The sequence below is a fragment of the Streptomyces sp. W16 genome (genome assembly GCF_033194735.1).
Lineage (GTDB): Bacteria > Actinomycetota > Actinomycetes > Streptomycetales > Streptomycetaceae > Streptomyces.
Window position 1 is genome coordinate 1 of the sequence record NZ_JAWOAI010000270.1, and the last position, 13,261, is coordinate 13,261.

The 13,261-nt window shown below is 70.0% G+C and carries 10 protein-coding genes; 5 read left to right on the top strand and 5 right to left on the bottom strand.

Going from position 1 to position 13,261, the window contains the following annotated elements; translation table 11 throughout:
- On the top strand, positions 1-1,504 hold a 1,504-nt coding region (locus R6V09_RS30490; RefSeq protein ID WP_317884673.1), incomplete at its 5' end, for a hypothetical protein.
- Here R6V09_RS30490 and R6V09_RS30495 read toward each other — a convergent pair.
- Positions 1,449-3,155: a DUF2264 domain-containing protein gene (locus R6V09_RS30495; protein ID WP_317884674.1), complete on the bottom strand. Its 1,707-nt coding sequence runs from the start codon at positions 3,153-3,155 to the stop codon at positions 1,449-1,451. The genes R6V09_RS30490 and R6V09_RS30495 overlap by 56 nt on opposite strands.
- Before the next feature lie 78 nt (positions 3,156-3,233).
- Positions 3,234-4,277, bottom strand: a complete 1,044-nt coding sequence (locus tag R6V09_RS30500; protein WP_317884675.1) for a rhamnogalacturonan acetylesterase — start codon at positions 4,275-4,277, stop codon at positions 3,234-3,236.
- A gap of 187 nt (positions 4,278-4,464) precedes the next feature.
- Between R6V09_RS30500 and R6V09_RS30505 the strand changes: the two genes are divergently transcribed.
- Both R6V09_RS30505 and R6V09_RS30510 read left to right on the top strand, forming a co-directional pair.
- A complete protein-coding gene (locus R6V09_RS30505; RefSeq protein WP_317884676.1) occupies positions 4,465-6,144 on the top strand; it encodes a rhamnogalacturonan lyase B N-terminal domain-containing protein in 1,680 nt (559 codons plus the stop codon).
- A 131-nt stretch (positions 6,145-6,275) separates the two neighbouring features.
- Positions 6,276-7,769 carry an Hsp70 family protein gene (locus tag R6V09_RS30510; RefSeq protein ID WP_317884677.1) on the top strand — a complete coding sequence of 498 codons (1,494 nt, stop codon included), beginning with the start codon at positions 6,276-6,278 and terminating at the stop codon, positions 7,767-7,769.
- Positions 7,770-7,788: 19 nt separating this feature from the next.
- On the opposite strand, the gene R6V09_RS30515 is transcribed toward R6V09_RS30510, so the two are convergent.
- Positions 7,789-9,201, bottom strand: coding sequence for an RICIN domain-containing protein (locus R6V09_RS30515; RefSeq protein WP_317884678.1), 1,413 nt, complete (start codon positions 9,199-9,201; stop codon positions 7,789-7,791).
- 183 nt (positions 9,202-9,384) lie between these two features.
- On the opposite strand from R6V09_RS30515, the gene R6V09_RS30520 reads away from it, so the two are divergent.
- Positions 9,385-11,493, top strand: coding sequence for an autotransporter (locus R6V09_RS30520; protein ID WP_317884679.1), 2,109 nt, complete (start codon positions 9,385-9,387; stop codon positions 11,491-11,493).
- A gap of 53 nt (positions 11,494-11,546) precedes the next feature.
- Here R6V09_RS30520 and R6V09_RS30525 read toward each other — a convergent pair whose 3' ends face one another.
- Positions 11,547-11,744 carry a hypothetical protein gene (locus tag R6V09_RS30525; RefSeq protein ID WP_317884680.1) on the bottom strand — a complete coding sequence of 66 codons (198 nt, stop codon included), beginning with the start codon at positions 11,742-11,744 and terminating at the stop codon, positions 11,547-11,549.
- 144 nt (positions 11,745-11,888) lie between these two features.
- Here R6V09_RS30525 and mmuM point away from each other — a divergent pair, with 144 nt between their 5' ends.
- Positions 11,889-12,815 carry a homocysteine S-methyltransferase gene (gene mmuM / locus R6V09_RS30530; protein WP_317884681.1) on the top strand — a complete coding sequence of 309 codons (927 nt, stop codon included), beginning with the start codon at positions 11,889-11,891 and terminating at the stop codon, positions 12,813-12,815.
- Here the strand turns inward: mmuM and R6V09_RS30535 are convergent.
- A partial coding sequence (locus R6V09_RS30535) for a LacI family DNA-binding transcriptional regulator (protein WP_317884682.1) occupies positions 12,802-13,261 on the bottom strand: 460 nt, incomplete at its 5' end. The two genes, mmuM and R6V09_RS30535, sit on opposite strands and share 14 nt — an antisense overlap.

Sequence of the window (13,261 nt, forward strand, 5' to 3'; positions counted from 1 at the left end):
GGGCTCGCTCGCCGTCGCGGCCCTGCTGGGCGGCGCGTGGTACGCGACCGCGGCGTCGGACAGCGGCGACAGCGGCAGCGGCAGCTCGACCGCGGCCGGGACGACCACCTCCGCGTCCCCGTCCACCGGCGCCACCGCCGACGGCCCCGCGTCCTCCGCCGCTACGGCGACCCCGACCGCATCCCCCGCGACAACCACCCCGAAGACGACGACCGTCGCGAAGACCCCGGCCGCCGCCAAGGCCGCGACCGGCACGCTCTCCCCGACCAGCACCACGGTGACGCTCGCCGCCAAGTTCCCTTATCTGACGGCCGGTTACAACAACGTCCGCCAGTGGACCCGGACGTCCACGGCCGTGGCGCCCAACGGCACCCTGCGCGTGGCCTGGCCCGCCGCCGACGGCGTCCATGTCACCCCGCTCAGCGCCGCCGGCACCCGCTCGGGCGCCGACACGGTCGTCAAGGGTGCCAAGGAGGTCGGCGGTCTGGTCGCGCACAACGACGGGTTCGCGCTGCTCACGCGGGTGGCCGACACCAACAAGTGGAAGGAGACGGCCGCCGCGATCATCCGCTACACGAACGGCAAGCAGACCTTCCGCACCAAGCTCACCGGCACCGCCTCGAACGACACCTCGCCCGGTCTCGACGGCCAGCTCACCTGGAACGGCACCAAGTACGGCGCGTACTTCGTCGTGCACGGCGCGGGCGGCTTCGCCGACGGCCACTTCGGCGACAAATTGACCTACATCAGCGCCAAGGGCGCCAAGCTGAGCGGTGGTTGGAGCTGGGGCTGCAGCCACAACGAGGGCATCGCACTGCACGCCGAGACCTCCGGCGCCTTCACCTCGCTGTGCTTCGACGACTGGCGCTCGGGCCTGTTCGTCTCCACCGGGATCGGCGCCCCGGACGTCGCGCCGGTCGTGCAGCGCGAGCAGTGCTGGGCGGGGTACTGCGGTGGTACCTTCCCCGGCCGCACGGGTGACCTGGTGAAGTCCGCGAGCGGACGGTACGCCACAGCCTTCGCCTCCCGTGGCGCCGCCTCGGCCAAGAAGAACTCCGCCGACTCCAGCGGACGCGGCTGGACGGTGACCCCGAGGACGAGCACCCACCAGGTCGCCGTCGCCTTCATGGCGAACCGCAACTCCGGCCCGGGCAAGGCCATTTACCTCACGAGCGCGGCGGGCACCGAGAACGTCAACGTGCACATCGCGCCATACGGCAAGGACCGCCTCCTGGTCTCCTGGGAGTCCCTGAAGGGCGCCAAGTGCGCCGCCGGCACCTGCACCGGCACCTTCACGGGCACCCACCTGCGGCTCATCGACTGGAACGGCAAGTTCCAGAGCGCGGACAAGGTGGTGAGCGCCCGGATCAGCGGCGACATCGCGGTCCTGAAAAACGGCGCGCTGACCTGGGCGTACGTGCCGGTCACCCCGACCTACGCGAGCCCGCTCAACGGGGCGTCGCCGACCGCCACGAGCCTGCGGACAGCCCGGCTGACTCCGTGAAGCGGTAGTTCATCCGCCTGCCGCCGGCCCAGCGAACGGAGACGCCGTGATCCCCGTCGACCTCCACGGACACCAGCTCCGCGAGGGGACGGGGGTCCGGCTCCGCGGTGAGCCGGACCAGGGCGACGAACAGGGTGGGCCCGTCGCCTACGACACCCTCACCGTCCAACAGCCCATGCAGGGAGACGAGTTCGGCGAGCGGTCCGTCCTGCGCCGACCAGCCCGTGACCCGCACCGGCGTGCCCGCAGCCGCGCCCACCACCAGATGCGCCCGCACCTCCACCGCGCCCTCGGCCATCACCACGCTGGTCACCCGGGCACCGGAAGCAGCCGTGTGCCGGGAAGCAACCCAGCCCTCCCCCACCCCCAACGGCACGATGTCCGTACGGCTCGGATCGCCGCCGACGAGCACGCTGTTGTCGTACGACGACGAGGGCGTCGTGGCCGTGGAGTAGGCGAGGCGCGTGTAGTACGGGTCGTAGCGGACGTCCTCGCTGCCGTGGTTGTGGAGGCGGACCAGGCCGTCCGAACCGGTGGACTGGAGCAGCCAGTTGGCGGGGGCGATCGCGGTGACCGCGTCCGTTCGTTCCGTCGGGCCCGGTTCTTCGACCGCCGTCCAGACCTCGTGGTCCGGTGGGAGGAGCAGGCCGAGGAAGCCCTTGCTGGCCCAGTACGGAGAGGCGGGGCCCGAATAGCCTTGCAGGACAGCCTCGTTGGGGCCGTGCCAGCCCAGACTCAACAGTCCCAGGTCGTCCACCGCGCCCCGGTCGAGGAAATAGCGGAGCGCCCCGGAGGCCAGTCGTCGGGTCTCGCCCGGGGCCAGTGGCGTACGGCCCGTGAGCGCGCCCAGCCACAGCGGAGCCGTCGTCGCGAACCGATACGTGAGCGAGCGGCCCTGGTGCATCGGGGCGCCGTCGCCGCCGAACAGGCGGGCGTAGTCGGCGAGATGGCGTTCCAGGCGGGTGCCGTAGAGGTCGAGGAGTCGGGTGTCGTCGGCGAGCCAGGCGTGCAGGACCGGGTAGAGGTGCATCGCCCAGCCGTTGTAGTAGTCGAACTTGCGGCCGTCGCCGTCGGTGTACCAGCCGTCGCCGACGTACCAGTCCTCGATGCGCGACAGGCCCCGGTCGACGGCCTTGCGGGACTCATCGGCCTCGTGGCCGATCTCCTGGAGGAAGCCGCCGACCGTGACGGGGAACAACTCCCAGTTGCAGGGCCAGGGTTCGGCGGTGAGTGCGTCGGCGAGCCAGGCCGCCGCGCGCTGCCGTACGGGCTCGTCGAGGCGGTCCCAGAGGAGGGGGCGGGTCAGGCGCAGGGCGAGGGCGATCGAGGCCGCCTCGACCAGGGGCTGGCTGCGGTCCTCGATGCGGGGCCAGGCACCCGCGACGCCCGCGGCGAGACCGTCGGCGTAGCGTTCCAGGGCCGTCTCGTCGCGGCGAAAAGCGGCCAGCAGCAGGGTGCGGGCGTAGCCCTCCAGGCCGTCGGAGAGCCTGCCGGACCAGCTCGTGCGGGTGCCGGGGAGGTGGTAGAGCGCGCGGTCCTCGGTGGCGTACGGCTCCACGGCGGCGAGGAGGGCGTCGGCGGCCGTCTCCCAGTGGGCGCGGGTGTAGCCGGTGCGCGGACTCAACTCGCGGTCGTCGGCGGGCAGTTGCATCGGCTCACTCTCACTGGCGGCGGGTGGAGCCTGGGGCGCCCCGGTTCCGGTCGGAACGCCCCAGGGGTCTTTCGGGTCTCAACCCACCCGTACCCGCTCCTCCGGCAGCAGATGCCGGGCGACGAGTGCGTCGCGGACCAGGCCCGCGTACACCGTGGCACCGTGCGCGGAGGTGTGCGTGTTGTCCTTCTTCTCGTTGTAGAGATAGATCGCCTTGGAGCCTTCCACTCCCAGCGATTCCACCAGCGCCTTGGTCTGCGCCGTGAGATCGATCAGTGTTACCCCCTCGGCGGCGGCGACCGAGCGGACGACGCCCGGCAGGTCCACGCCGAGTCCGTTCACCAGCAGTGCTGTGTCGTTGTTCAGTGTGCCGTCGGCATTGAACCAGCGTCGGACGATCGGTGTCACCAGAACCGGACGACCGCCCATGTCCCAGATACCCGTTACAAGGGTTTCCAAATTCGCGCGATACGTCACCTCGTCAGTCGTCTTGTCGTTGTGGGCGAGCTGGACCAGGACAAGGTCACCGGGGTGGATCAGCGGCCGAACCGTCCCCCAGAGCAGGGGATTCTCCAGGTAGGTGACCGTACTCTCCCCGGAATCGGCGTAGTTGGCGACGGAGACGCCCTTGCGCAGGAACTGCGGGAGCTGTTGGCCCCAGCCGGAATACGGGTCGCCCGGTTGGTCGCAGACCGTGGAGTCGCCGATCAGGATGATCTGGCGGGCGTGCCGGGCCGGGGTGACACGGATGTCGGCGAGTGCGGGCGCGCTGCCGCCGAGGGCGAGGTCGAGGCCGGGGGTGCCGTCCGGGCCGGTGGGTTCGCCCTCGGGGGTACGGACGTTGACCGTGAAGCTGCGGGTCACCGTCTGCCCGGCGGCCGTGGCCGTCTCGGGGAGCAGGGAGCGCCGGGTCTCGCCGGTGACGGCGGTACTCGCCGCGCTCTCGCCGCCGAGGCGGACCGTGACGTCGTAGGTGCCGGGCGGGACGTCGAAGTGGCAGGCGGTCGCCGTGCAGTTGGCGATACCGAGCGGGGGCGTGCGGTCGTGAGCCTGTGCGGGTGCGGCCGACAGGGCGGTGCTCAGTGTCACCGCGGCCAGCAGGGCGATGTTGAAACGTCTCATCCGTGGCTCCTCCGTCCGACGACAAGGCCTGGCGGTGGACCGTACCGCTCTGGACAAGCGCTTTCTAGACTCACGTCAATTTTTCCGTCATCGCCAACTCCGGGGCTGCGAAAGCCCTTTCGCGAAATCGATTCAACTGTCACCCTCCAAAGCACCCGCACCCCCACCTCCCGAAGGAGGCACCCCCATGTCCGGCTCTGTGAACAGACCGGTCCGTCGCCGCACCTTCGTCCTCGGCACGGCGGCCGTGGCCGGTTCGGCGGCGCTCGCCGGGCCGCTCGCCGAGACCGCGTCCGCCGCGAGTTTCGGCTACACCGACGACGGTTCGAACTACGTCGTCGACACCGGCGCGAGTCTGGTCTTCAAGGTCAGCAAGACGAACGGCGACCTGACCTCGCTGGTCTACAAGGGCACCGAGTACCAGGGCTACGGCGGCATGAACTCGCACGTCGAGTCCGGCCTCGGCGCCTCCACGGTGACCATCGCGCAGTCCGGCACGACGATCCTGATCTCCGTCACGCACGGCACGCTGAAGCACTACTACGCGGCCCGCAGCGGCGAGAACAACGTCTATCTGTGGACCAACAAGGCCGACACCTCGGTAAGCGCGACCCGCTACATCGTGCGCGTCAAGGCCGGCCTGTTCCTCAACGACGAGCCGGATTCCTACACTTACGCGCCGACCACCATCGAGTCCGCGGACGTCTTCGAGAAGTCCGACGGCCAGACCCGCTCCAAGCACTACTCGAAGAAGCGGGTCATCGACTACGACTACATCGGCTGGACCACCGGCAGCGTCGGCCTGTGGGTCGTGCGCAGCAACCACGAGAAGGCGTCCGGCGGCCCGTTCTACCGCTCCCTGCTGCGCCACCAGAGCGCGGACGGCGGCGGGTTGTACGAGATCCTGTACTACGGCGAGAACCAGACAGAGGCGCAGCGGTTCGGCCTCCAAGGGCCGTACGTCATCGCGCTCACGGACGGCGGCGCGCCCTCCTCCTCGCTCTACCACGCCAACCTCACCACCTCGTGGGCCGATTCGCTCGGCATCTCCGGCTACACGGCGGCGAGTTCGCGGGGCCGGGTCGCGGGTGTGGGCATCACCGGGCGGGACACGGCGTACGCGTACACGGTCGGGCTCGCCAACTCGGCGGCCCAGTACTGGGGTTCGGCGCGGGCCTCGGACGGCTACTTCTCGATCACGGGAATCCTGCCGGGGACGTACACGCTGACGGTCTTCAAAGGTGAACTCGCCGTCTACACCGGGTCGGTGGCGGTCACGGCGGGCGGCACGACGACGCTGAACAGCATCGCGATCCCGTCCTCCAACGACCCGTCCAACGCGAGCGCGATCTGGCGGATCGGCAACTGGGACGGCACGCCCGGTGGGTTCAAGAACGCGGACCTGATGACGTACGCGCACCCCTCGGACGTACGGGCCGCGTCCTGGACCGGCAACGTGGTCGTCGGCAGCGGGACGGAGACCTCGGCGTTCCCCTGCTACCTCTGGAAGGACGTCAACAGCGGCCTCATCGTGTACTTCAAGCTGACGGCCGCTCAGCTCGCCGCCGCGCACACCCTGCGCATCGGGGTGACGACGGCGTACGCGAACGGCCGGCCGCAGGTCGTCGTCAACGACACCTGGACCTCGGCGGTTCCCTCGCCGCCCACCCAGCCGAGCACGCGGTCGCTGACCGTGGGCTCGTACCGGGGCAACAACTACACGTTCACGTACAGCGTTCCGGCGTCCGCCTGGCTGACGGACGCAAGCGCCTACAACACGCTGAAGATCTATGTGGCGAGCGGGTCGGGGACGACGTCGTTCCTGAGCGCCGGTACATCGGTCGACGCGATCGATCTCCTGGCCTGAGGTCCCGCGACCGCGCCCCGGCCGGGCAGGCCGACTTCTCGGCTGCGCCGGACGGGGTGCGGTCCGACGTGCCACCATGCGTTTGTCCGCATATGGGGGTTCGAGCGGACCGGGGGACGGGGGACTTTGTGATGCTCGGTATCGACTTCGGCACGACCAACTCGGCGGTGGGGGTCTTCCGGGAGGACAGGGTACGGATCATCCCGAACCGGCACGGGGACACGACCACACCCAGCGTGGTGGCCTTCGCCCCGGACGGCACCCTTCTGGTGGGCAGGCAGGCGCAGGCGCATGCCCTGCTCCACCCGGAAGCCGCCGTGCACCGGGTCAAGCTGGAGCTGGGCAACCGCTGGACCTTCCGGCACGGGAACCGGAGCCACTCGGCCGAGGAGGTCGCCTCCTGGATCCTGCGTGATCTGCGCCAGAGCGCCGAGGCTCATCTGGGCGAGGAGATGAACCGGGCGGTCCTCACCGTGCCCGCGCAGTTCAACCACGTCCAGCGGGCCGCCCTGGCCGAAGCCGCCGGGATGGCGGGCATCGAGGCGGTCAGGATGATCAACGAGCCGACGGCGGCGGCCCTTTCCTACGGACTCCTCCACGCGGAGGACGAGGCGACGATCCTCGTCTTCGACATGGGCGGGGGCACCCTGGACGTCTGCGTGCTGGAGGTCGGCGACGGGGTGGTCGAGGCGAGGGGCACCGGCGGGGACAGCACACTCGGGGGCGGCAACTGGGACCGGCGTATCGTCGAGCATCTCCTGAACGTGTTCAGCCAAGTGCACGGCTTCCGGCCCACCGGCCGCCCCGCGCTGCGGAGGCTGGAGGTCGCGGCCGAGCAGGCGAAGACCGAGTTGTCGGGGGCCGACAGCGCCACCGTCCAGCTGCCGTATCTCGACAGGGGCCCGGCCGGACCACTGGCGCACCTGGAAACCATTCTCACGCGGGCCTGGCTGGAAGAGTTGACGGGCGATCTGCTGGGGCGTTGCGAACAGCCCGTGCAGCGGGCGCTGCACACCGCCTTCGGCTCCCACGAGACCACGGACATCGACCACTTCATCCTGGTGGGTGGAGCCACCCGAATGCCGATGATCACCGAGTTCGTACGCAGGCTGGCGGGCGGCCGGGAGCCGAACCGCTCGCTCGGACCCGAGGCGGTGGTGACCGGCGCGACAGTGCAGAGCGCGATTCTGACAGGTCGACTCCGCCAAGACCTGCTGCTGATGGACGTCACCTCGCTGCCGCTCGGCATCGAGACCGAGGGCGGCGGCATGGCCTGCCTGATCGAGCGGGGCACCACCGTCCCGACCCGACGGTCCGAGATCTACACCACCACCGAGCACTATCAGTCCGTCGCCCGGTTCACCGTCCGCGAGGGACATCACAAGCTCGCCGCGTACAACAAGAAACTCGGTGTGCTGGAGCTGCCCGTACCACCGGCCCCGCGCGGGGAGCCGGTCATCGAGGTCGGCTTCGACATCGATGCGAATCACGGGCTCCGCGTGATGGTCAAGGACCTGAACACGGGCAGTGAGCTGACGGTTCGCATGGACCGGGAGAGCGCCGCGCACGCCGCCCACCAGGAGTCCGACCCGCGCAGAGCGGTGATGCTGCGGCTCGAATCCTGAGGGCGGCTGCGCATTCGGCTCAACTACCCCGGGTCCACTGCTGGTTGGTCGCCCCGCTGCACGCATACGTGATGATCGCGGCGGAGTTGGCGGTGGACGCGCCGGACACGTCCAGGCACTCGCCGCTGGTCCTGGCCTTGACGAGGACGTAGCTGCCGGACGTGGTCAGGCTCCACTGCTGGGCGGTGGAGCCGGTGCAGTTCTCCTGGGTGACGTTGGTCGAGTTCTCCTGGAGGCACAACGAGCTGCCCCGGCCCAGGAGTTCGTAGTAGCCGGTGCCGAGGTCCTTGAACCACCACTTCTGGTTGGTGCCGCTGTTGCAGGTGTACTGGCTGATCGCGATGCCCTGCCACAGCGACTGGTTGGCCACGTCCGCGCACTTGGCGCTGTTGCGGGCGATGAGCGTGTTGTACGTCGCGCTGGTCCCGGTGATCGTGCCGGCCGCCGTGTCGATCGACACCTCCGGGTACCAGGACGCCATGGACATCGAGGTCGTGGTCGGGAAGGTCAACGGCAGCCAGACGTAACGGGAGTCGTTGACGGTGCCGCCGAAGGAGTTGCCCCAGCGGTCGCCCATGTAGAGGTACGAGGTGCCCGAAGTCCCCGTGATCGGGAGGACGTAGGCGGTCTGCGAGTTGTACGTGGTCGAGTCGCCGACGTTGGTGAAGGCCGTCCACGGGCCGGTGATGCTGGTGGCGGTGGCGTACTGCTGCTGGTTGGCGCTCCAGCCGGTGGCGGCCGAAGTCAGCATGAAGTAGACGCCGTTGCGCTTGAACAGGGCCGGCGCCTCGCGGTGTCCGCCGACCCACGGGTTGGCGACCAGGCTGTCGATGGCGGTGTAGTCGGCGGTGAGCTTGTAGATGTGCAGGTCGTAGTTCTCGTTGGCGGCGGAGACCATGTAGGCGGTGCCGTCGGTGTCGACGAACGTCGTGATGTCCCGGGACATGTTGTCGCCGAGCGGCTGGAAGCTGCCCTGGTAGGTGTAACTGCCGTCCACGGTCGAGGAGACGGCGACGGCGGCCTTGGCCTCGCTGTAGTCGACGCCGTTCTCCTTGTGCATCCACATCACGAACTGGCCGGTGGACGCGTTGTAGATGACCTTCGGCCGCTCGATGTAGGCGGTGCCCAGCTCGGAGGCGCTGGACTGGGTCAGGACGTGGTTGCGGAACTCCCAGTTCTTCAGGTCCGTGGAGCGGTAGGCGTCCACGTACTTGAAGGTGTTGTCGGAGTTGCGGTCCTCGCCGAACCAGTAGTAGTAGCTGCCGACCTTGATCACTCCGCCGCCGTGTGCGTGTACGGCGTTGCCCGAAGTGTCGGTGAACTGCGTGCCGTTGGTGATGGTCTGGGCCGCCGCCTGGGCGGGTCCGGCGGTCACGAGCGCCGCGGCGAGCACACAGCACAGGGCGACAAGGATTGCGTACACACGTCTCATCTGACGCCTCTCGAAGGTGGGGGGGAGCAAGCAGGAGTGGAGGGTTCGAGATTTCGTACGGCATCTGTCATTACGAACGCCGAAAAGGTAAGGGTGTGTTACGGGAAGGTCAACGGGTCGCGCGTGACAAAGATGGACGCGAGATTTCTGTTATCGCCGCCGACGACGCACGTCTCCAGTGACGTGCGCAGCCATTCCCGCAAGACAGCAGCCGCCGTTGGCGCCCTCGCGACCGTCGTTCTCCTGGTCGGCGCTCCCCCGGCCTCGGCCGCCGGCGCCCGTGACGCCACCGCCGACGTCCTCGCGAACCGGGACGTCACGCTCACCGGCGACACGGTGGTCACCGTGCCGTCCGGGACGACGACGTACGGCGGGGTGTTCCGCGGCCAGGGCACGCTGACCGTGCGCGGCGGCGGGACGCTGATCCTCACCAAGGACAGCGACTTCACGCTCCCGGCGGCCCGGCAGCGGCAGAAGGTGACCACCCAGGGCGGCAACCATCCGTACACGACCGTCAGCAACCCCGACCCGCCCGCGATCACGGTCGAGCGCGGCACGACTCTCCAGTACGGCACGGGTGGTGGGACCGGCCTGATCGGTCACTTCCCCTACAGCACACCCGGCTACCAGCTCAACGAGTTGAACGTCCGGGTCGACGGCACCCTGCGCCTCTCCCTGACCCGCACCTTCAACATCGGCACCATCAGCGGCTCGGGCCTGGTCACCCAGCCCCGCAACATGTGGGGCACGCTCGACCTCGCCGGAACTCACCCGTTTTCAGGGGTGATTGACAACGGCACCGGCATGGCCGTCGGCCGCCCCGAGTACCCGGTCGCGCTCCCCGGCGCCCGCGCGATCCTCAACCAGGGCTCCTGGATCATCGACACCCCGCTGTACCAGACGATCACCCTGCGCCAGAACTTCTACCAGCGCGAGTACGGCAGCGACGTCAACGTGCACTCCCGGCCTGGCAGCAAGGTCGTCCTCACGGGCCAGTACAGCTACAGCGACCAGGGCGGCGACACCAACCCGTCGCTCAGCGACCCCGACCTCAACTGGCGTGCGATCACTCACCAGTTGAACAAGCGCGGCACCAACATCGAAGGTGCGAACGTCCAGTGGGGCGACGGCACCACCCACCGCATCTTCATGCCGGGCACCAAGGACACCGTCTACATCAACCTCCACGCGGCGAGCGGGGTCCGGTCCAGGCTGACCTTCGACTACGACGGTCCGGTCACCCTGGGCGCACCGATCGGCGGCGGCAGGTACCACGACACCCTGGCCGCGCCCGGCGCCGGGGACATCGTCGTCGCGGGGACGCGCGGGAACGACGTGACCTTCGCGGCGCCGCAGTACTACGACGGGTCGACGACCGTGGAGAAGGGGGCGGTGCTGCGGCTGGGGTCCGGGAAGCCGGGCGGTGACGGCGGGCTGCTGACCGGCACGGAGGGGCGGCGGATCGTCGACGACGGGACCCTTGTCCTGCAGAACGTGTCACTTCCCACGAAACTGTCACACTTTTCCGGCAAGGGGTCCCTGGTCCAGTCCGGCACCGCGACGACGACACTGACCGGCACGGCGGTCACGTACACGGGGACGACGACGGTCTCGAAGGGCACGCTGGCACTCCGGTCGGGGGCGACTCTCGTCCACAGCAAGGCGATCCGGCTCACCTCGGCCGGCGCCCGACTGGACGTGGGAACGGCGGGGCTGCGGGTGGCCACCACGCTCAACGGCCCGGGCACGGTGAAGGGTTCGGTGACGAACGACGGCGTGATCGCGGGCGGCCTCACCGTGACCGGGAACTACACACAGAGCGCGAAGGGCGAACTGGTCCTGGGCGCAAAGCCGTTGAAGGTGGCCGGCAAGGTCGTCCTGGGCGGCGACCTGGACCTCTCGGCCGCCGGTACCCACCCCGCGCGGACCGTGACGATCCTCGACCACACGGGTCACGCCCCGACGACCGGCGCTTTCAAGGGACTTCGCGAGGGCGGCAAGCTGAAGCTCGCCGACACGACGTACCGCGTCAGCTACCGGGGCGGCGACGGCAACGACGTCGTCCTGACCGCCGTCACCGCGAGCAGCCCCTCCCCCACCGCCCGCCCCAAGTCGTCGTCGGGGACGACGATCACCGAGGCCCGCACCGAGAACACCGCCCGCGGCGCCGGCTTCGGCTGGTGGCCCTACGCCCTCGGACTCGGCCTCCTGGGCGCCCTACTGGTCCCGGCGACCAAGCGCACGCGGGGCGGAGGCAGGCGCGGAGGCGGGGGCGGAAGGCACGCCGCGTAGGCCCAACGGACGTCGGCCGGCCGCTGACACCGTTTCGGCCCGTTGGCCGTTCGTCATTCCGGGGCGGTGAGGGGAACGGTCATGGTGCGGTGGCCGTCGCCGTTCGTCGGGGAACGTGGACCGTCGAGGGCGTCCAGATAGGTGGCCAGGTGACGAGCCGCGACGTGTTCCTGGCCGTCGGCCGCCAGGCGCAGCAACTCACGTGCGGCCGGGGCCAGGGTGGACCGGGCCATCCCTTCGGCGTAGATCACAGGACCTCCTCACGGGGTGGGAGGCAAGCTTCGCAGGCCGGGGGCACCGGCACCAGATCGCGATCTACGGCTGGGCTGCCGACGGCCCGTTCATCAGCTGGACGCGAACCCCGCTCCCGCGGCCGTATCGACTAGCGTCGAGACATGACCAGCGACACCTCCGCCCTCCTCGCCGACGCCCTCGCCGCCGGGACGCTCGTTCTCGACGGCGGTCTGTCCAATCAGCTCGGGGCGGCCGGGCACGATCTGAGCGACGAGCTGTGGTCGGCGCGGCTGCTCGCGGACCGGCCCGAGGCGATCTCCGAGGCGCATCTCGCGTACTTCGAGGCGGGCGCCGACGTGGCGATCACCTCCAGCTACCAGGCCACCTTCGAGGGCTTCGCGAAACGCGGGATCAAGCACGAGCGGGCGGCCGAACTCATGGCCGAGAGCGTGGAGTTGGCCGTCGACGCGGCGGTGGAGGCCGGGCGGCGGGGCATCGCGCGGCCCCTCTACGTGGCGGCCTCGGTCGGACCGTACGGCGCGATGCTCGCGGACGGCTCCGAGTACCGGGGCCGGTACGGGCTGAGCGTGGCCGAGCTTGAGGCCTTCCATCGGCCCCGCCTGGAGGTGCTGGACTTCGTCGGGCCGGACGTGCTGGCCTTCGAGACGATCCCGGACACCGTCGAGGCCGAGGCGCTGCTGCGGGCGGTGCGCGGGCTGCGGACGCCCGCCTGGTTGTCGTATTCGATCGCGGGCGACCGGACCCGTGCCGGGCAGCCGTTGGAGGAGGCGTTCGCGCTGGCCGCCGACGCGGACGAGATCATCGCGGTCGGGGTGAACTGCAGCGCCCCCGAGGACGTGGACGGCGCGGTCGAGATCGCGAGCCGGGTCACCGGGAAGCCCGTCGTCGTCTACCCCAACAGCGGTGAGACCTGGGATGCCGGGGCCCGCGCCTGGACGGGCCGTTCCACCTTCACCGCCGAGCAGGTCGAGGGCTGGCGGGCCTCCGGCGCCCGGCTGATCGGCGGCTGCTGCCGGGTGGGGCCCGAGGCGATCACCTCCATCAGGCGGACGCTCACACCGTCGTGATCGCCGCGATGGAGCTCCGTACGACCACGTGTGTGCCCAGCAGCAGGTGCTCGTCCTGGGACTCCGGTGTGCGGCCCAGCGCGGTGCGTACCGCGAGGCGGCCCAGCTCCTCGTAGGGGACGTGGACCGTGGTCAGGGCGGGGTACAGGTCGCGGGCGAAGGGGATGTCGTCGTAGCCGGCCAGTGAGACGTCGCCGGGGACGTCGAGGCCCGCCTCGTGCAGCGCGGTCAGGGCGCCCGCCGCGACCATGTCGGTGGCGGCGACCACGGCGGTGAACTCCAGTTTCCGGCTCAGCGCCTGGCGCATCAGCCGGTGGCCCGAGTCGCGGGTGAAGTCGCCGTGGAGCAGGAGCTCCGGGTCGGGTTCCAGGCCCCGGGCGCGGTGCGCGGCGAGGTAACCGCGTTCGCGGCCCTGCGCGGTCGTGTGGTCGGGCTTGCCGCCGAGG

Excerpts from the sequence above, each read along its gene's own strand:
- R6V09_RS30495 (WP_317884674.1), bottom strand. The coding sequence starts at position 3,155 with ATGCAACTGCCCGCCGACGACCGCGAGTTGAGTCCGCGCACCGGCTAC.
- R6V09_RS30500 (WP_317884675.1), bottom strand. The coding sequence starts at position 4,277 with ATGAGACGTTTCAACATCGCCCTGCTGGCCGCGGTGACACTGAGCACC.
- R6V09_RS30505 (WP_317884676.1), top strand. The coding sequence starts at position 4,465 with ATGTCCGGCTCTGTGAACAGACCGGTCCGTCGCCGCACCTTCGTCCTC.
- R6V09_RS30510 (WP_317884677.1), top strand. The coding sequence starts at position 6,276 with ATGCTCGGTATCGACTTCGGCACGACCAACTCGGCGGTGGGGGTCTTC.
- R6V09_RS30515 (WP_317884678.1), bottom strand. The coding sequence starts at position 9,201 with ATGAGACGTGTGTACGCAATCCTTGTCGCCCTGTGCTGTGTGCTCGCC.
- mmuM (WP_317884681.1), top strand. The coding sequence starts at position 11,889 with ATGACCAGCGACACCTCCGCCCTCCTCGCCGACGCCCTCGCCGCCGGG.